The 19,672-nt window shown below is 45.6% G+C and carries 18 protein-coding genes; 9 read left to right on the top strand and 9 right to left on the bottom strand.

Annotated elements, in window-relative coordinates; genetic code table 11:
- Nucleotides 1–67 precede the first annotated feature (67 nt).
- The 6 genes from NI470_RS03205 (at nt 68) to NI470_RS03180 (ending at nt 7,352) form a co-directional block, all read left to right on the top strand.
- Nucleotides 68–1,921, top strand: a complete 1,854-nt coding sequence (locus NI470_RS03205) for a putative bifunctional diguanylate cyclase/phosphodiesterase (RefSeq protein WP_253147708.1) — start codon at nt 68–70, stop codon at nt 1,919–1,921.
- 143 nt (nt 1,922–2,064) lie between these two features.
- Complete coding sequence (locus NI470_RS03200) at nt 2,065–3,657, top strand: peptide chain release factor 3 (protein WP_253147707.1); 1,593 nt, start codon at nt 2,065–2,067, stop codon at nt 3,655–3,657.
- A 111-nt stretch (nt 3,658–3,768) separates the two neighbouring features.
- Complete coding sequence (locus NI470_RS03195) at nt 3,769–4,593, top strand: hypothetical protein (protein ID WP_253147706.1); 825 nt, start codon at nt 3,769–3,771, stop codon at nt 4,591–4,593.
- 44 nt (nt 4,594–4,637) lie between these two features.
- Complete coding sequence (locus NI470_RS03190; protein ID WP_253147705.1) at nt 4,638–5,600, top strand: RsiV family protein; 963 nt, start codon at nt 4,638–4,640, stop codon at nt 5,598–5,600.
- Nucleotides 5,597–6,418 (top strand): TatD family hydrolase, encoded by an 822-nt coding sequence (locus NI470_RS03185; RefSeq protein ID WP_180087100.1) that lies wholly within the window; start codon nt 5,597–5,599, stop codon nt 6,416–6,418. Before NI470_RS03190 ends, NI470_RS03185 begins: the two co-directional genes overlap by 4 nt.
- Nucleotides 6,419–6,545: 127 nt before the next feature.
- Nucleotides 6,546–7,352, top strand: coding sequence for an enoyl-ACP reductase FabI (locus tag NI470_RS03180; RefSeq protein ID WP_180181437.1), 807 nt, complete (start codon nt 6,546–6,548; stop codon nt 7,350–7,352).
- A 175-nt stretch (nt 7,353–7,527) separates the two neighbouring features.
- On the opposite strand, the gene secB is transcribed toward NI470_RS03180, so the two are convergent.
- The 4 genes from secB to rsgA form a co-directional block, all read right to left on the bottom strand.
- A complete protein-coding gene (gene secB / locus NI470_RS03175; protein WP_004647439.1) occupies nt 7,528–7,986 on the bottom strand; it encodes a protein-export chaperone SecB in 459 nt (152 codons plus the stop codon).
- A 39-nt stretch (nt 7,987–8,025) separates the two neighbouring features.
- Nucleotides 8,026–8,280 carry a glutaredoxin 3 gene (gene grxC, locus NI470_RS03170; RefSeq protein ID WP_004278388.1) on the bottom strand — a complete coding sequence of 85 codons (255 nt, stop codon included), beginning with the start codon at nt 8,278–8,280 and terminating at the stop codon, nt 8,026–8,028.
- A gap of 21 nt (nt 8,281–8,301) precedes the next feature.
- On the bottom strand, nt 8,302–8,709 hold the full coding sequence (locus NI470_RS03165) for a rhodanese-like domain-containing protein (protein ID WP_004278386.1): 408 nt from the start codon (nt 8,707–8,709) through the stop codon (nt 8,302–8,304).
- A gap of 93 nt (nt 8,710–8,802) precedes the next feature.
- A complete protein-coding gene (gene rsgA / locus NI470_RS03160) occupies nt 8,803–9,861 on the bottom strand; it encodes a ribosome small subunit-dependent GTPase A (protein ID WP_005103207.1) in 1,059 nt (352 codons plus the stop codon).
- 125 nt (nt 9,862–9,986) lie between these two features.
- Between rsgA and orn the strand changes: the two genes are divergently transcribed.
- Nucleotides 9,987–10,544, top strand: coding sequence for an oligoribonuclease (gene orn, locus NI470_RS03155; RefSeq protein ID WP_004278381.1), 558 nt, complete (start codon nt 9,987–9,989; stop codon nt 10,542–10,544).
- Between the two features lie 36 nt (nt 10,545–10,580).
- Here orn and NI470_RS03150 read toward each other — a convergent pair whose 3' ends face one another.
- Complete coding sequence (locus tag NI470_RS03150) at nt 10,581–10,832, bottom strand: hypothetical protein (protein ID WP_253147704.1); 252 nt, start codon at nt 10,830–10,832, stop codon at nt 10,581–10,583.
- Nucleotides 10,833–11,014: 182 nt separating this feature from the next.
- Here NI470_RS03150 and NI470_RS03145 point away from each other — a divergent pair, with 182 nt between their 5' ends.
- Nucleotides 11,015–11,785: a tRNA threonylcarbamoyladenosine dehydratase gene (locus tag NI470_RS03145; protein WP_129716334.1), complete on the top strand. Its 771-nt coding sequence runs from the start codon at nt 11,015–11,017 to the stop codon at nt 11,783–11,785.
- A 98-nt stretch (nt 11,786–11,883) separates the two neighbouring features.
- Complete coding sequence (locus NI470_RS03140; RefSeq protein WP_253147703.1) at nt 11,884–13,719, top strand: tetratricopeptide repeat protein; 1,836 nt, start codon at nt 11,884–11,886, stop codon at nt 13,717–13,719.
- A 68-nt stretch (nt 13,720–13,787) separates the two neighbouring features.
- Here NI470_RS03140 and NI470_RS03135 read toward each other — a convergent pair whose 3' ends face one another.
- The 4 genes from NI470_RS03135 to holA all read right to left on the bottom strand — a co-directional run bounded on the left by NI470_RS03135 (nt 13,788) and on the right by holA (nt 19,668).
- On the bottom strand, nt 13,788–15,206 hold the full coding sequence (locus tag NI470_RS03135; protein ID WP_253147702.1) for an efflux transporter outer membrane subunit: 1,419 nt from the start codon (nt 15,204–15,206) through the stop codon (nt 13,788–13,790).
- Between the two features lie 10 nt (nt 15,207–15,216).
- Entirely contained in the window at nt 15,217–17,193 is a 1,977-nt protein-coding gene (locus NI470_RS03130; protein ID WP_044109938.1) for a MacB family efflux pump subunit, read from the bottom strand.
- A gap of 2 nt (nt 17,194–17,195) precedes the next feature.
- Nucleotides 17,196–18,557, bottom strand: a complete 1,362-nt coding sequence (locus NI470_RS03125) for a MacA family efflux pump subunit (protein WP_253147701.1) — start codon at nt 18,555–18,557, stop codon at nt 17,196–17,198.
- Nucleotides 18,558–18,681: 124 nt separating this feature from the next.
- Nucleotides 18,682–19,668 carry a DNA polymerase III subunit delta gene (holA, locus tag NI470_RS03120; RefSeq protein ID WP_004733070.1) on the bottom strand — a complete coding sequence of 329 codons (987 nt, stop codon included), beginning with the start codon at nt 19,666–19,668 and terminating at the stop codon, nt 18,682–18,684.
- Nucleotides 19,669–19,672 lie beyond the last annotated feature (4 nt).

Below are 19,672 nucleotides of genomic sequence, written 5' to 3'. Positions count from 1 at the left end.
ACCGGGTGAAAATGGAAATATCAGTGCAGAGAATAATAAAAATGATCACCGATGGGGAACATTTTATATGATTGATATTCAGCATGATATTGGTCTAGTCATCGGGTCCGTTGTTTCTGCATTGGTCGCTTGCTCTCTCATCGCACGGATTAAAAAATTTACTTCAGGCACTTCGCAGTCAAACTTTAAAACCTTCAGTTTAATGCTAACTGCCATGCTATTGGGCCTATTTATCTGGTTGATCCATTTTATTGGGCTGACCGCAAATTTTGTGCTGAATAAATACGAGCTGGATTGGGGGGCACTGCTTCTGTCTGTTTTGGTGATATGTATTGCCGCTATGTTTACCCTCTGGTTAAGTACAAGAAGTACCTGGTCATTTTTCCGGGCAGTTCTCGTAGCAGGTGTGATCGCACTCGGCATCTTAGGCATGCACTCTATCAGCATGATGTCATTTAATTTTACTGCCGCCAATGTGCAACACTCACCGGAATTAGTTCAGGCACATGATCAGCTATTTCTGGCCGTGGTACTTATGAGTGGATTGCTGCTGGTGACGCTGATGTGTATCATCGTGTCCGAACTGCGTGTGGGATTACGCAACCGTCAGCTTGCATGGGCCAATCAACAAATTGAAAATCAAACCATTCAGGACAATCTGACCAAATTACCTAACCGTTTATATCTGGCTGAATATGCAAATCTGCTGTTTTCAGGTCAGTCCGAACAGCAGCATGAAATTGCTTTTTTATATATCGATCTGGATCGTTTTAAGGCAGTCAATGATGTATTTGGCCATCTGGTCGGCGATCAGTTGTTGATTCAATTGACCACGCGGATTCATCTGTTATTAGGTCATCATTCCAAGCTGCTCAGAATTGGTGGCGATGAATTTCTGCTGGTACTGGAAAATACTTCAGTCGCCAAAGCTGCAAAAATGTCAGAACAGATTCTTGAACTGATTCAGGAAAGTTTCCTGATTGAAGGCAAGAGTATTCATATCTCGGGCAGTATTGGCATTGCCATGTATCCGGAACACGGCAAGAATTTACAGGATCTGCTGGTCAATGCTGATGCCGCCATGCTGAGTTCCAAGTATCAGGGGCGCAATACCTATTCAGTCTTTAATTATTCTACCGACCAGGATGAAAGCAAGAGCCAGAGTACCCTGATTAATGACCTATATAAAGCCGTGGAAGAGCAGCAGTTTGTGCTGTTTTATCAGCCCAAGTTTCGGACCAAAGACCTTAGCTTGTGTGGGGTAGAGGCATTAATTCGCTGGAACCATCCCCAGTTTGGTTTGCTCGGCCCGAATCTGTTTATCAATGCGGCTGAAAAAACCGGACTGATTATTCAAATGGGCTATTGTGCATTGGAGCTGGCCTGTCAGCAGATTCAAAAATGGCAACAGACACATACTGAATTTTTCCCTATCGCGGTCAATTTGTCTGCAGTACAATTTGAGCATAAGCATTTGTTTAGTACTTTAGAAAAGTTATTTGCACAATATAAAATCAGTCCTCAGCATTTAATGATCGAGATTACTGAATCGACTGCCATGCATCATATTGATGTGAGTATGCGCAGCTTTAAGCGCTTAAGACAAATGGGCATCCGTCTAGCCATTGATGATTTTGGTACAGGGCATTCCAGTTTTCTCTATTTAAAGAATTTCGCCGTAGATGAGTTAAAAATTGACCGGGAATTTATCAAAAATCTGGCAGTCGGCTCCAAAGAGGAAATGATTCTGGAAAGCATTATTCAGCTGGCCATAAAACTGGGCTTGGTGGTGACCGCCGAAGGTGTTGAAACAGAAGCGCAAGCAGAAATTTTAACCCGGCTCGGTTGTGAACAGTTACAAGGCTTTTTGCTGGGCTTGCCGGTAGATGAACAACGTTTAGAAAATTTACAATTCCATTAATAGCGCTCTAATTGATTGAGCGTCAGGATAGACAATATGGCTCACGGAACTCCACCCTGAAACTCTGCTACAATATCGCCAATTTTTTTCATATTGATCGAATTTGATCTCGAATGCTGTGCATTGAGCAGTAGGTATATTTCATGAGCTTTAAGCAAGAACTGGCGGCACAAGTCGCCCAGCGACGTACGTTCGCTATTATTTCCCACCCCGATGCCGGTAAAACCACCATGACAGAAAAATTGCTGTTATGGGGTCAGGCCATTCAGGTTGCCGGGATGGTAAAAAGCCGTAAATCTGACCGGGCCGCAACATCGGACTGGATGGAAATGGAAAAAGAGCGTGGTATCTCGATTACGACCTCGGTAATGCAATTCCCTTTCAAAGACAAGATGATCAATCTTCTGGACACCCCGGGACATGAAGACTTCTCGGAAGATACCTACCGTACCCTAACCGCGGTAGACTCGGCGCTGATGGTGATTGACGGGGCAAAAGGTGTCGAAGACCGAACCATTAAATTGATGGAAGTGTGTCGTATGCGCGATACCCCGATCATCTCATTCGTCAACAAAATGGACCGTGAAATCCGTGAACCGCTTGAGCTTCTGGATGAAATCGAAAACGTTCTGAAAATTAAATGTGTTCCGATCACCTGGCCGCTCGGTACTGGCCGTGATTTTGCCGGTGTATTCAATTTAATCGAAGAAAAATTCTACGTGTATAAAGCCGGTTTCGGTTCAGTCATTACCGAGATCGAAGTGCGAGATGGTTATGACTATCCTGATCTTCGTGAGAAAGTGGGTGAACTGGCTTGGGCGGCATTTGAAGAATCGCTGGAACTGGTACAAATGGCCAATGAGCCTTTAGATCGTGAAGAATTCCTGGCCGGTCGTCAAACGCCTGTGTTGTTCGGTACAGCCTTGGGTAACTTTGGTGTCGACCATGTTCTGGATGCCTTCAGTCAATATGCACCATCTCCTAAAGCCCATCCGACCCAAGATCGTGTTGTAGAAGCGGATGAAGAAGGCTTTACCGGTTTTGTCTTCAAGATTCAGGCCAATATGGATCCGAAACACCGTGACCGTATTGCTTTCATGCGGATCTGTTCAGGCAAGTATGAAAAAGGCCTGAAGATGAAGCATGTGCGTCTGGATAAAGATATACGCATTAGTGATGCCTTAACTTTCCTCGCAGGAGACCGTCAGCATCTGGAAGAAGCCTGGCCGGGTGATATTATTGGTCTGCATAACCATGGCACCATCCAGATCGGGGATACATTTACCTCGGGTGAGAAACTTCAGTTTACCGGTATTCCACACTTTGCGCCTGAAATGTTCCGTCGTGTCCGCTTGAAAGATCCACTAAAATCCAAGCAGCTGCAAAAAGGTCTGAAAGAGCTTTCAGAAGAAGGGGCGACGCAGGTGTTTATGCCGCAGCACAACAACGACTTGATTGTCGGTGCCGTGGGGGTGCTGCAGTTTGAAGTCGTGGCTTACCGTCTGAAAGAAGAATACAAGGTCGACTGTGTTTACGAACCGGTCAGCATCAACACAGTACGTTGGGTGTCTTGCGATGACGAGAAGAAGTTCAACGAATTCAAGAAAAAAGCCCATGACCAGTTGTCCGTCGATGGTGGTGGTCATTTGACTTATCTTGCGCCAAGCCGAGTGAATTTACAGCTGATGCAAGAACGTTATCCGGACATCGTGTTCCACAATACGCGTGAACACTAAACTTTCAGGATCCGCAGCTAAAGTTTAAAAATATCAAACAGCTTCTCCGGAAGCTGTTTTATTTTATGCTACATTTAAGCAATTAATAACTCGATAGATATAGCAAAGAGAATGAAGCTCAGCAAGGAAGTCGTCCTCGGTTCTGTGATTGGTTTAAGTCTTATCCTGAGTGGCTGTGATCAAAGCGAAAAAGAGCCTGTTAATACTCCACAAAATGAGAAAATGACCGCATCTCAGCAGACCGCAGATGTATTGCCTTATTTGAATATTCAAGAGCAGCCGGCCAAGATTGCCTTGCCATTTTGTGAAAATAAAAATTGTATCAATCTGGATATTCAGACTTTGCATACGGTTGATCCATGGATGAATCAATGGATTGAAAAGCAGCAGGCCAAAGTGATTCAGGATCAAATCGGCTTGAAACAGGACATGAATTTACAGCAGGCGATCAATGCCTATGTAAAAAAATCGGATGCCTGGCAGGCGCAGCTCAATCTGAACAAGGCTTATGAGTTATCGCTATATACCCGTATTCCTTACCAGCGCAATCAATATGTGTTGATGCAGATCGGGGTCGATACCAAACAGGAAAATGTCAGCGTACATGAGCGCTATTATTTTTTTGTGGCGGATCGTCGCCAGCAGAAAATGCTGACCCCACTGGATATTGTTGATCCTAAGCAACAGTTAGTAATGGATCAGATTATCCAGCAAGCCTATGAGACATGGCTCAAAGAAAATGATCAGCAAGTTCAGCAGAAAGCGCCGAAAAAACTGTATTGGGGACAGGCTGACTGGTTCTTTGATCAGGAAGGCATTGGGCTGCATTTTCGCAGCCATGAAATTAGCAAAGATGCCAAACAACTGGATATTTATTTAACAAAACAACAAACACAACAGGTCTTGAAAGCTGATATCTATCAGCATATGTTTTAAAGCTCATGATCCTGCGAGATTACAGGTTCCAAAAAGGTGAATGAATGCCAAAATACAAGAATATCTTTTATTTATCCATCCTGGCATCAGCGATCTTGCTGAGTGCCTGCCAGCCGAAGAGTAATGAGCCGGAAGACTCAAGTGCTTCCGAGGTGCTACAAGCCGAAGCTGAAGCACTTAAACTCAGCGGCGATACCGAAAAGCTCAAGCTGGCGATTCCAAAATGTGAAGACAAAAGCTGTCCAGAAATCTCGATCGAACGCCTGAATAGTAATCAGAGCTTTATTGATGAATGGATCGACCAGCAGATTCTGCAACAGTTGAAAAATATCCTGTCTGTCGATGCGATTGAACCGGCAAAAGTGAGCGCTGCCAGCGAAGCAGAAGTTGCTGCCTCTGAACCCAAAGCTGCTTTAGCAACAGTGGTGACACCAAAACAGCAGCTTGAGCAGCAAACTCAACCTTATATGCAGACTTTCTTGAATCTGGATAAAGAGCTCAAGGCCCTGAGTGCCAGTCATAGTATTAGCCTGATGATTAAGCCCAAGATTTTGAATTCAGGAGATCCGTTGGCGACCGTGGTTCTGAACAGCAGTTATTATCTGGGGGGAGCACACGGCGCATCTGCACAGACTTATTATAATTTTGATCTAGAGCAGAAGAAACTGGTCAAGCTGAATGACATTATTGCGGCCAAACAGAAAGCCCAACTGGAAGCACGCGCTTATGATGCGTTTAAAAACTGGGTGGTAGAATCCAAGCTGGCCAAAGATGCGGCGGAATATGAACAGGCCTGGAAGTTCAAGCTTACTGATAATTTTTATCTGGCCCAGCAAGGTCTGGTCTTGCAATATGCCGAATATGAAATTGGACCATATGTGGTTGGCTTGCCACGTTTAATGATTCCTTATGAGCAGCTACAAGGTGTACTAAAACCTGAATATCTGCCTCAAACTGAAAAAGCTGCCTCTGAGGCACAGCCAGCACCTGCTGCAAAAGCCAAATGACCTTAAAACTGTTTGATACGCATACCCATTTTGATGTTCCCGATTTTGATCCTGATCGGGAACAGTTGGCGTATGCGGCCAAAGCGGCAGGGGTCGAGCATCTGGTTTTAATTGGTTTTTTGCAAAACCGTTTTGCGGATCTGTTAAGAACCCATCAATTTATCAATGACCTGGAAAATGCACCGCAAAGTCATTTAGCGCCGGGCCTGCATCCGTTTTATATTGAACAGCACCAGACCGATCATTTACAGGAGCTGGAGCAGCTGCTTAAAAATGAGCATTGTATTGCCATTGGCGAAATCGGTCTGGATACCTTTTTAAAACAGCACAAACAGGCTGAAATTTTCCAGAAACAAAAAGATTTTTTTGCTGCACAACTGGAGCTGGCACAGCAATTCGATAAGCCGGTTTTGCTGCATATCCGCAAATCACATGCGGAGGTTTTGCAGATTTTAAAACAACAGCAGTTTAAACAGGGCGGCATTGCGCATGCCTTTGGTGGTGGGATTGAGGAAGCCAAGGCCTTTATCAAATTAGGATTCAAACTGGGCATCACCGGGCAAATCACCAATCTAAATGCCAAAAAACTTCATCAAGTGGTGCAGTATGTCGGACCAGAACATCTGGTATTGGAAACTGACTGTCCGGATATGACACCACTCTGTTGTCAAAGCTCGACCGAGCAACGTACCCGAAATACACCTGCAAATTTACCTTATGTGCTGCAAGGACTGGCAAAGAGCCTGCATATGCACAAAGAGGAACTGGCTGAACAGCTCTGGCAAAATACTCATCAGGCCCTGCATCTGGCCATTTAAGTTAACGCTCTTAACTCGGTCTTAAATTCCCAGTTCATCATAAATAGAAAAAAAGGTGCATTATGCAATTTCTAAAATGCTCCAGACTTGGCATCATGCCATATACATTTTTTTAGGTGAGATTCACATGGCACAAGGACTTTTGGCGGGTAAGCGCTTCTTGATCGCGGGCATTGCGAGTAAATTATCGATTGCTTTTGGTATTGCTCAAGCATTGCATCGTGAAGGTGCTGAATTGGCTTTTACTTATCCAAATGAAAAGCTGAAAAAGCGGGTAGATGACTTTGCTGAACAGTTTGGTTCGAAACTGGTTTTTCCTTGTGATGTGGCAGTAGATGCTGAAATTGACTATGCATTTGCTGAACTGGCCAAACACTGGGATGGTCTGGACGGCGTAGTGCATTCTATCGGTTTTGCACCGGCACATACGCTGGATGGTGACTTCACCGAAATCACGGATCGTGAAGGTTTTAATATTGCGCATGACATCAGTGCCTATAGCTTTATCGCAATGGCACGTGCAGCTAAACCTTTGCTGCAAGTCCGTCAAGGTTGTTTGCTAACATTAACCTACCAAGGTTCTGAGCGTGTAATGCCAAACTATAACGTGATGGGTATGGCCAAAGCCTCTTTAGAAGCTGGCGTACGTTATTTGGCGTCTAGCTTGGGTCAGGAAGGTATTCGCGTGAATGCGATCTCTGCGGGTCCAATCCGTACTTTGGCAGCTTCCGGTATTAAATCATTCCGTAAAATGCTTGACCTGAATGAGAAAGTTGCTCCACTGAAACGTAATGTGACGATTGAAGATGTCGGTAATGCCGCATTATTCCTGTGCTCGCCATGGGCTAACGGGATTACTGGTGAAATCCTGTATGTTGATGCTGGTTTTAATACCGTGGGTATGAGCGCTGATTTGATGGCGGATGCGGAATAAATCCTATAAGTTCTCTCTCCCTCAGGGAGAGAGTTAGAGAGAGGGGAATGACTTCTTCCTCTGAGTGAGGAAACGATTAAAATCCCCCTCATTCCCCCTTTGATAAAGGGGGAGGCCACTCAAGGCAATAAAAAAGACCGCACAAGCGGTCTTTTTTAGATTTGAATGACAGCGATTAAGCTTGACCATCCACAGCAGCGGCTTGCGCACGTTGCATATTGGCTTCAAATTCAGCATCAAAGTTGATTGGTGTAAGAAGCAATTGTGGGAAGCTACCTTTAGTCACCATATCATTCACTGCTTCACGTAGGAACGGGAACAGGATGTTCGGGCAGTATGCACCCAGGATATATGGCAGACGCTCTTCTTCAACGCCATCTACCAGGAAAATACCAGCTTGAGTGACATCAACGATAAACGCGGTATCACCTTCGTTGGTTGCTTGAACCACGACTTTCAAAGCCACTTCAAAATGAGTTTCATCAATTTTTTCTGCAGAAGAAGAAAGGTTGATGTTTAACTCAGGTTGCCATTGCTTAGTAAAAACTTGCGCCCCAGGAACTTCAAAAGAAATATCTTTGGTATAAATACGCTCTAATGCCAATTGTGGTTGAGCTTGTTGTTCTTCACTCATTTTTTGATCCTTAATATGAAGTGATAATTTTAATAAAAGTTAAGCCAGCAATTCATCAAGTTTGCCTTCACGCTCTAAAGCATAAAGTTGGTCAAAACCACCGATGAACTGATCATTAATAAAAATTTGTGGCACGGTACGGTGATTGGTACGCTGCATCAATTCAAGACGTACTTCAGGCGCTTCTTGAGACAAGTTAATCTCTTTATATGCCACACCCTTACGTTCCAGTAGCTGTTTTGCACGCACGCAATAAGGACACACTGTCGTCGAGTAAATAGTAACTTCAGCCATGATCAATCTCCTGTTCGTGGATTATTTGCTTTTCACCAAAGGTAAACCTTGAGCTTTCCAGTTGCTGACGCCGCCATCAAGACGGTAGGCATCGGCATGACCAACCTGCTGTAATGCAGTACCAGCCACCTGTCCAAGGTTACAAATGAACACCAAAGGGCGATCAGATGCTTTCAGCTCTTCAACATGTTTTGTAATCTGGCTATATGGAATATTACGGCTGCCGCTGATATGACCTTCGCGGAAGTCTTTGGCATCACGTAAATCAATCAGCATGGCATTTTTTGCTTTGACTAAAATTCCCAGCGATTGCGGAGAAATTTTGCGACCGTTACGTTGACCTTCGATAATGAAGAACAAAACCACTAATACCGCGAGTGTTCCAAATAAGAAGGGGTGATTCCCCATAAACTCGAACCAACGTTCCACAATTCACCTAATTACAATTTTAAAATTGCCAAGAGTATAGCTCATAAATATGGTGATCAAAATCACCGCTTCAAGGGCCAAGGGTTAAGAAAATTAATTTTTTTGCTGTGCTTCAGTGATTTCGTCGATTAAACGTAAATAGCTATCCAGTCGGCGCGGTAAAATTTCACCTGCGGCAGCAGCCTGACGCAAAGCACATTGTTTTTCATGCTTATGGGTACAGTTACGGAACTGACAATGGCCGAGCAGATTTTCAATTTCAGGAAAACCGCTTTGCACCTTATCTAAAGTCAGATGCCACAGGCCAAATTCACGAATTCCCGGAGAGTCAATCAGGGCCGCGCCTTCACCAAAGCCGATCAAGCGCGTTGACGTCGTGGTGTGCTGACCGAGTGCCGAGTTCTCGGAAATAATATTGGTTTTCTGTGCGGCATCCGGCACGATCGCATTAATCAGCGTACTTTTACCGACGCCGGATTGACCCACAAAAGCCACCGTTTCATTTTCTAGACGATTGGATAATGCGGTCAGGTCGCCATCGGATTGAGTTTGCATCACCTCATAACCGAGGTCTTGATATTCTTGCAGCAGAGTCAGAATCGGATCGTTTTCTTTCAATAAATCGGCTTTATTCATCACCAGCAATGCAGGAATGTCGGCATCGGCACAGGCCACTAGATAGCGGTCGATCAGACCAGGTGCTGGCTCAGGCAGAGGAGCGAATACAATCACAATCAGTGAAATATTGGCCGCTACCGGCTTAACCTTGTGATAGCGGTCAGGACGCGTCAATAAGGATTTGCGCGGATGAATCGCGGTAATAATTCCTAAACCGGTATTCGGATCGGCTTGCCATTTGACCCGGTCACCCGTTACCAATAAATCCAGATTGGTTCGGGTATGACAGCGCCAGACGCTGTCCAGTTCAATCTCTTTCCAGAAAGGTTCAGGCTCACCATCGGCGACCACAGGTTTTTCAGGGTGAATGTCAGGGCGAGACAAAGCTTGCACTTCAAGTTGGCGGCCATAATGTTGCACCACTAAACCTTCAAGATCACTGGAGGTATCGAGATCTTCTTGACGTGTTTTCTGTTGTTTCTGAATGCGGCGCTGTTGTTGCTCTGTCAGACGACGCTTACGTATTAAGGCCATTCATATCCTAAAAAAACCGGGTAAATCAGATGGCAAAAATAGCATGAAGCAGCCCCCGAATGACACCCAAGATGTAATTAATTTGCTACTATAGTTGTTTTTAAACCCAATAAGATTGCACATTTATGAGCAGCACCGCTGATACCCGCCTGATTTGGATTGACCTTGAAATGACAGGTCTAGACACAGACAATGATCAAATTATTGAAATTGCAACAATTGTAACCGATGACAATTTGAATATTTTGGCAGAAGGTCCTGTGCTTGCGGTACATCAGCCTGCACGTCTGTTAAATGCCATGGATGAGTGGAACACTCGTCAACATGGCCAGTCTGGTCTGATTGAACGTGTGCGTCGCAGTAAACTGACCGCTCAGGATGCCGAGCAGCAAACTATTGAATTCCTGAAAAAATGGGTGAATCCAAAATCTTCACCGATGTGTGGTAATTCGATCTGTCAGGATCGTCGCTTCCTGCACCGCCTGATGCCTGAACTGGAGCAGTATTTCCATTACCGTAATCTGGATGTCTCTTCAGTGAAAGAACTGGCCAAACGCTGGCGCCCGGAAATCATGAGTGGCCTCAAGAAAAATGCTTCGCATCTGGCGATGGATGACATTCGCGATTCGATTGCGGAACTGAAATATTATCGTCAATATTTCTTTATCATGAATAAAGACTAAGTTTCGATGAATTGAAAAGAGGCGTAAGCCTCTTTTTTATTTTACTGAATCGGATTTTTTTCTAGCGTAAAACTGCTCCATGCTTTCAAAGCCTACCCACAAGAGCAATAACAAAATCAGATGATTCTGTGTTTCATAACGATCGACAATAACCAAGCCAAATAATCCTAAAGTCATTAAACGAATGAGAATGCTGAGATAATAATTTTTTTTCTTTTGGCTGATCAGAACATAAAAATAAAGTCCGATACAAAGCATGTTCAAACCCAAAAGGGTGTTAAATAGCATGACATTCCACTCCTTTGGGCCAAATGACATAGAATTAATTTGTTGATATTTTAATCAATTGCGAGTGAGTTGTCGCTCTCAGCCGATCTGAATGTCATTTAAATCGATCAAAAATTTAGTGGCGGTAAAGAAAAGCGGATTTTGCTAAAATGATCCGGTATTTTTATTGCTATAGATGACCTATGACTGACCTGCTTCAAGATGATGAATATGACCGCCGTTTTGCTGGTGTTGCCAAAATTTATGGAGAAGACAGCTTTAACCATTATGAAAAAAGTCATGTGATGGTGATTGGCATCGGTGGTGTCGGTTCATGGGCAGTAGAAGCTCTGGCACGTAGCGGAATTGGCGAACTGACCTTGGTCGATATGGATGTGGTGGCGGCATCAAATATCAACCGCCAGTTACCTGCCATGAGTACCACCTTGGGTCATGAAAAAATTGAAGTTATGGCCGAGCGGTGTCGTGCAATTAATCCACGGATTAAAATCAATCTAATTGATGATTATCTGACGCCTGAGAATATCAAAGAAATTTTAGCTCCGACACCGGATCTGATTTTAGATTGCATCGATGATGTCAAAGCCAAATTTGCCCTGATGCTACATTGTCGCTTTAACAAGATTCCTTTAATTGTATCGGGCGGGGCAGGTGGCAAACTGGATCCACTGAAAATTCGTGTTGCAGATTTATCTAAAACCGAACAGGACCCGATGCTGGCCAAATTACGTGTCCAGTTACGTGCTAAAGGCATCTGTAAAAAGCCCAAAGAAAAATTCGGTATTACCTGTGTCTATTCCATCGATAATCCATTCTCCAGTGCCGATGTGTGTGCTAGTGCCGGCTTGCGCTGCGGTGGTTATGGTTCTGCCGTGGTGGTAACTTCAAGCTTTGCCATGGTTGCCGTGGCAGAAGGTTTGAAAAAGCTCGATAGTAAAAGAGCAAAAGCCTGATTTAAAAAATAAAAAGCACAATCTATGTGCTTTTTTTAAACTGGCGTTTAGAATGAAAGGATTCATTCGCAGAACAAAAATAATGTTTTGGAGCAGCTATGTGGTTCTTGCTGGTACTGATTTTGGGGATAGGGGCGTTGGCGATCTGGATGTGGAAACGTCCGGATCCGGTGAAACGTGATCAGGCGAAGGCTGTACAACATGATTTATGGATTGAGCAGATTGATGCTCAACTGAAACATGCAGCACGTTTGAGTTCAGATCCGGAACATCCGAATTATGAACGTGCCTATCAGATTTATCAGGGACTGGCTCAGCAACAGGAAATTCCACAAGCCTATGTAGGTATGGGCCTAATGCATCTGCAAGGTCTAGGGCATGAGCAAAATACTGAAAAAGCCATCAGCTACCTGGACAAAGCCTTTCGCTTGGGCAGTGATGAAGCGGCCTATCATTTGGGGCAGATTCATGAAGGGGAGGCGTATCAACAGGCTGACCCGGATAAAGCTCTGTACTGGTACCGACATGCGGTAGCACGTGGCAATCTGGATGCCCAGTACCGCATCACTGAACTTTCTTCTACCGAAGGCCAGCCTCAAAACGAGATGACTGCAGAAAAACAGCGTCTGGCATTATTAATTCAAAATGCCGGGCAGGGTCATGCCAATTCGCAGTATCAGTTGGCTCAGTATTATTTGGCAGATTCAACAACCCAAGATTTAGTGCAAGGAATTCATTATCTGTTTCTGGCGGCACAACAAGATCATTTGGCCGCTAATCAGCAGATCGCCGATGATTATGGGCATGGACAGATTCTCCCCCAAGACCTGATGCAATCGCTGCAATTTATTAAACGTTGTATCAGTCTCGGTGACCAGAAAGGTCTCTATGATTATTATGCCGGTGTGTTACAAGGCCGTATCGATACCGACCAGCGTCAACGCGTGTTCCAGCATTTATTGCAGCAGTCCAAAGAGCATGCCGATGCACAAGCCAAGACTTTAATCGGGCTGGCTTATTTTCATGGCTGGTATGTTGATAAAAATGAAACCATGGCATTTCGTTACTGGTCGGAAGCGGCCAACAGTCAGCATGCGCCTGCATTATGCATGATTGCTGCGCTGTATTTTGAGCAGCACCTGGTGGCCAACGAACCGCAAAAAGCATTTGAGTTATATCAGGCTGCCTATCAGCTTAGTCCTGATGATGTGTCTGCAGGGATGGGGCTGGCGCTGTGTTATTTAAACGGTGTCGGTACAGTAAAAGACATTGCCAAAGCCACACAAATGATTCAGAGCGCGGCACAGCACTATTGGCAGATTGTGGCTCAGTCTGAAGCGGATTTAATTTATATCGTCGGGTGTTTTTATAGTCTGGCTGAATATCCCTTACCGATACGTGATAAAGCTGTCCAGTACCTGAATCAGGCCGTTACCAAAGGTTCGAAAGAGGCAGCCTGGTTCCTGTACCAAGCCCTGTCAGGCATTTATCCTGTCTTTGTGAACAATTTAGAGTTGGCAAATCGCTATCTGCATCAAGCTGCGCAATTGGGTCATGCCCAGGCACAAGCAGAATTGGGCTTGAAGTATCTTGAAGGGCAACAGATTGCGCAGGATATTGCCTTAGGCTTGAGCTATCTGCAAAAAGCAGCCGCTCAGCAGAATGGTGTGGCGCTAAATGCTCTGGGTGAAGCCTATGAGCAAGGTCAAGGTGTTGAGAGTAATATTGAGCAAGCCGTACAGTATTATCAGCAGGCGGCAGCGCAGGTGAATGCAGATGCCTATAGTCATCTTGGGCGTTTATATACCAAAGGCATTGGCGTGGAGCGTGATATTGGGATTGCACGGGACTGGCTGGAAAAGGGCAGTTTGCTCGGACATGAACGATCAATTGAATTATTGAAAAATGTGAATGCGTATTTGCAAATGAAATAAACTGGCTCAAATCATATGAACTAAAAAAACCGCTGTCTAACAGCGGTTTTTTTATGAATCAAGCTTTGTTAAGGCAATTGTTTAATCGGGCTACCACCCAATGCCTGCATCAAGGTGACATAGGCATTATATTGATTCTGTCGGGTTTGCACCAAAGACAGCCGCGCATTGCGCGTGGTTTCCTGTGCATCCAGCAGGTTTTTCAAGGCTACTGCACCATTACGATAACGCACTTCAGTCAAGCGTTCAGTTCTTTCTGCCAGCTCAACATTCCGTTGCTGCAAAGTCACCTGCTTAGTGAGCTCAGTACGATTCGACAAGGCATTTTCCACATCAGCAAAGGCTTCATACATGGTCTGGCGATACTGGATAATGGCTTTTTCATATTCCAGCTCATTGACTTGCAGATCACGTTTCATGTCATTCCATTGCAGGAAAGGCAAAGTCAGACCAGCACCTAAAGTTGCAACCGGATTTTTCAGGGCATTCGAGAGGGAAGTACTGCTGCCAATACCGGTGGTCAGATTACCGGTCAAACTAATGGATGGATAGTAGCTGGCTTTGTTGGCATCTTTATTGGCTAGTGCCTTACGCAAGCGCAGTTCAGTGGCTCGAAGGTCAGGGCGACGTGACAACAAACTCGCCGGTAAGTCAGCCTGAATACTCGGCAATTGAATATTCGGTAAACGGCTTGGCTCTTGAATCGCGAGCTGTTGAACCGGCATGTGCAGCAATACCGCGAGTCCGGTACGTGTTTCCACACGTTGCTGTTCAATCTGGCTTAAAGTCGCCTGTTGACTTTGAATTGCCTGTTCCGCCTGGGTTAAATCCAGACCGGATACTGCGCCGGCACGATATTGCACCCGCACCAGATCATAGGTTTTTTGCGCGGTCGCCAGATTTTGCTGTACCACACTATAACGTTCATTCAGATAAGCCAGTTGCCAGTACAATTGTGCCGTGGTGCCAATCAGGCTTTGTGCGGTTGCCTGCAAGTCTTCTTCAGAGGCCAGTGCTTCCCAGCGTGCCGCTTCAGTCTGATTGGCCAGTTTACCAAACAGGTCCAGCTCATAGCTTAAGTCCGGATAACCCAGTGAAAGACCCGTCGAAGAATCGCCGCCACTATCTAGGCTAAAACGATGGCCCGTTGAAATTCTTGCATCACCGACGCGAACGCCTTGCTGACTTTGAGCTTGTCTGGCTTGAATACGGGCCTGTTGTAAACTGATGCCGGCCACTGCCAGATCGGTATTCTGCGCCAATACTTCATTCACCAAATTATTTAATTGCGGATCTTTAAATAAAGTCCACCATTGATCTGCCAAAATATCGGCATGAATCTGCTGACTAAGCACCTTATTGTTTTGAAAGCTACCCGGCATATTAAGCGCAGGCTGTTCATAGGGTGTTTTTACCACTGCGGCACAACCGACCAGCGAGCTTCCCAGCAACAGGGCACTGGCAAGCTTGGTTAAATTCATTTGCATATCAGGTTCCTTATTCGCGAGAAAGTGCATCGACTGGATTCAGACGAGCAGCGTTACGTGCCGGGATAAAGCCAAACACAATCCCGATCAGGCTTGAGCAGACAAAGGCAGCCACAATTGAAGTGGTTGAATACGCCATCTGGAAAGTACCGCCGGCAAAATGGGTAATTAATTGGCCAATCCCGAGGGAAAGCAGCACACCCAAAATACCACCCAAGATACAGACCAGAACGGCTTCAATCAGGAACTGTTGCAGAATATCACTTTGACGTGCACCCACCGCCATACGCACCCCAATTTCCTGAGTACGTTCAGTCACTGACACCAGCATGATATTCATCACCCCAATCCCGCCGACCACCAGTGAAATCACCGCAATCGCTGAAATTAGCAAAGTCATAGTCGCTGTGGTTTGCTGAATAGTTTCACGAATACTGTCGGCATTCTGGGTAAACACATCCTGCGCGCCATGTCGCTGTACCAGCAAATTCAAAATCGCATTTTCAGCCGCCGCACTTGGGTATTCATCCTTAATCCGCACAATGATGCTACGCACATTGGATTGCCCCAGCATACGGCTCATGACGGTGGAATACGGCAGATAGACATTCAGGCTGTCATTATTTCCCATCATGCCTTTTTGCGCGTCAATCACCCCGATAATCCGGCTCGGTACGCTCCCGAGTAAAATCACCTGACCCACCGGATTGGTGCCATCCTTAAAGAAGGTGTTTTTGGTATTGGTGTCAATGACGACATCTTGCGCCTGTTGCATGACGCTACTGCGGTCAAAAGGCTGACCGGACTGGAAAGTCATGCCACGCACGTAGAAGAAATCTTCACTGACGCCGTTGACCGTAGTTGAAGCTTCGATTTCTTTATAACGGCCGGTGACACTGCTATTCACCGATGGGCTGACTCCATCGACATACGGTTGTTCAGCTAGCGCATCGGCATCGGCCGGAATCAGGGTTTTGGACTGTGAAGATCTGGAATTATCCCCAAAGCCTCGACCCTGAAATACGGTAATGGTATTGGTCCCCAGACTGCTGATATTTTCCAGAATCTGCTTTTGTGAGCCATTACCGAGTGCCACCACCGAGACCACCGAAGCAATACCGATAATGATTCCGAGCATGGTGAGGAAAGTCCGCATGCGATGTGCATTCATGGCCAGCAAGGCCATCCGGAAGGCTTCACCCAGACGGTCAACTGCAGAACGCCATGAAGAAATCTTCTTTTGTTCACTGCGGATCAGCGGCTGTTTTTCCAGATGCTCTTCGACTTCAGGAACATTGGGCTGATCAGAAATAATATTGCCGTCCGAGATCTCGATAATCCGCGTCGCATTTTTCGCTACATTATGATCATGCGTGACCAGAATGATGGTATGACCTTTGGCATTCAGTTCACGCAAAATACGCATCACTTCAATACCGCTGTTCTTGTCCAATGCACCTGTCGGTTCATCGGCCAGAATCACGTCACCGCCATTCATTAGCGCACGGGCAATCGAAACCCGTTGCTGCTGACCACCAGAGAGCTGGCTCGGACGGTTCTGGGTTTTTTCACCCAGACCGAGATCAGTCAGAATCTTGACGGCTCGCGCATGCCGTTCAGATGAATCCGCACCGGCATAAATCGCAGGGACTTCGACATTGCCTGCTGCATTTAAATCGCCCAGCAGATGATAACGCTGAAAAATAAAGCCGAAATATTCACGGCGTAATTGCGCCAGTTCATCCGCTTCCAGTTCCCGGGTTTCACGGCCTTTGACCTTGTAGCTACCCGTGGTCGGTTTGTCCAGACAACCCAGAATGTTCATCAGGGTCGATTTACCGGAACCGGACTGGCCGACAATCGCCACCAGTTCACCCGGATAAATCTCCAGATTCACCCCTTTTAAAATCTGGACCGTGCTTTCACCCGCAGGGAATTCACGAACCAGATTTTTCACCTCGAGGAGAGGCTGTTGTTGTGAATTCATGCTTACATTCTCATTGGGCCACGGCTATTGCCACCGCGTTTTGCTGCATCATTGGAGGTATCAGAACCATCGGCAATCACCACCTGATCACCAAGTTTTAAACCTTTCAGCACTTGCGCAGTCGCGCGATTATTCAAACCGATTAATACAGGGGTTGGTTTTGCAGTACCATCGGCTTGCAAGACACGAACCATGCCACGTTGTGCTTTACCTTGCTCAATCAATGCAAGTTCTGCTTCAGACAGGTTTAGACGCGCTGGACGTTCACCGGCAGGGCGATTGCCTTGAGCCGATTCAGCTTCAGGACGTGATGCCGGACTGCCTTCACCGCGAGAACCCTCACCACGCGCTTCACCACGATTGGCACGTGGCGGACGGTTTGAACCTTGAATGGCCGCAGCAGGAATGGTCAGCACATTTTTGGCTTCATCCAGTACGATATAAACTTGTGCAGTCATATCAATACGTAATTTTCCATCTTCATTCGGTACATCGAACAATGCGTTGTAATACACCGCAGAACTTGACGATGAGCTTGAGGTATTGCTATCGGTATTAATTGAATTGGGTGCAGGCTCAACTTGACGCAGTTTGGCGTAAATCTTTTTCTCGTTATTGCCTAAGGTAGTGAAATAAACCGTTTGACCTTCTTCAACTTTCATGACATCTGCTTCAGAAATTTCAGCTTTAATGGTCATGGTGTCCAGTTTTGCCAGTTTCACAATAGTCGGCGCACTCTGGTTGGCGTTTACAGTCTGACCTTCTTCGGTCACAATCGCCACAATCGTGCCATCCATCGGCGCCACAATCTGGGTGTAACCAAGATCTTCTTTGGCAGTCGCCAGCGTCAAACGCGACTGTTCAATCTGTGCATTGATGGCGGTGATATCCGCTTGCGCCGTTTTATAGTTCGCAAATGCCGATTCCAGCTCTGAGCGAGAAGTGGCATCCTGTGCATACATGGCTTTCTGACGGTTGTATTCAGCTTCAACTTTAGCCAAATTCGCCTGTCTTACTGCAAGTTGTGCCATCTGATTTTTAATGCTGGCTTCAGCGGTTTTTAAATCATTTTCCTGACGAACGGAGTCAATCCGCGCAATCAGCTGACCTTGCTTGACCTGATCGCCCAGTTCTACATACATTTTTCTGACCTGACCCGAAACCTGCGCCCCCACGCTGACCATCTTGGTCGCTTCCAGAATACCAGTCGCCAGTACAGAGCTTTCGATATCGCCCTGGGTGACTTCAGCCGTAATATATTGCGGAGGCTGTTCTTTGGGTTTGAGGAAGTACCACCCCGCAGCGATGAGCGCAATGGCAATCACGGCGGCCATAATCAATTTCGTCGGTTTTATTTTTGGCATGATCAATATCGGTTCAAAATCAGAGAATTGTGAACGATTATAAAAGCGAAATTAGGATAAATCGTGTATTTTTTTAAACTAATAGGAATGATTATTATTTTATTTTTCGAATTTTGACAAAGACTTAGTGAAATAGGGGCTTGCCACAGATACTGGAAATCGCCTGTAGTACCAAATGCTCCGGATTTTCATGTCCGAGTCCTTTAATTGAGGCATCAATTCTTAATAATAACCCCGGCCAGGCCAGAAAAGTCTGTGGGCTGAGACGGCGCAAGGCTTGTTGATATAACCCGACTTTGGTTTTCCAGATCCCGATTTGCAAGGCATTTTGCGGTTGTTCAAACAGCTGCATCAACAGACGCATTTCCTTGCTGAGACTCCATAAAATCAGGCTCATCGGTTCACCTGAAACGACTAGATACTGAAAAATTTTGATCGACTGGGAAAGATTACCTTGTAGCAGGGCATCGCTCAAATCATAGGTGCTATAACGTGACTGATCTTGTAAACATGCATATAAATGATCAACCTGAATGATATCGACTTCAGCAAAGGTATCGCTAACCCGCATCAGGCTGTTCTTTGCTGCAAGCAGGTTGTGCTCATGATGTTGTTCCAGCCATTGCCAGGCATCATTGGCTAAACGAATGCCGAGTTTTTCAGCTTCAATACCCAGAATCTGCTGCCGGTCTTTTGGATAATTGGCCACCAGCGAAACATTCACACCATTGGCATCAATCAGCTGAAAGAAACTGGATTTCAGGCTATTACTATCCTGTTTGGGCATCACCACCAACAGCAGGTTTTGTTCATTATGCTGCAAATAGTTTTTCAGTAACTTGATTGCGCTGGCATCCGGTTTGATATTGCCATGTACTTCAATCGCCAACTGGGTTGAAAACAGCGACAAGCTGTTCAAGGCATTAAAGACGGTTTTCCAGTCGGCGACCGAACTAATGTCATAGCGTTGACGTTCAATGTCCTGCTTTTGCCAGCTGGCCCGAAAGGCATCAATTAAATTCTGTTCCAGCAAAGGCTCTTGACCATGCAAGACCCAAGCACCGCGAGCTTCATCGACACGTTTCAGGGCTTGCAGATAATCAAGTTTCATAAAG

Origin of the sequence: Acinetobacter lwoffii (assembly GCF_024129115.1) — a bacterium.
Classification (GTDB): Bacteria; Pseudomonadota; Gammaproteobacteria; order Pseudomonadales; family Moraxellaceae; genus Acinetobacter; species Acinetobacter lwoffii_T.
The sequence above is the reverse complement of the archived record's forward strand: the minus strand, read 5'-3'. Positions and strand labels throughout refer to the sequence as shown.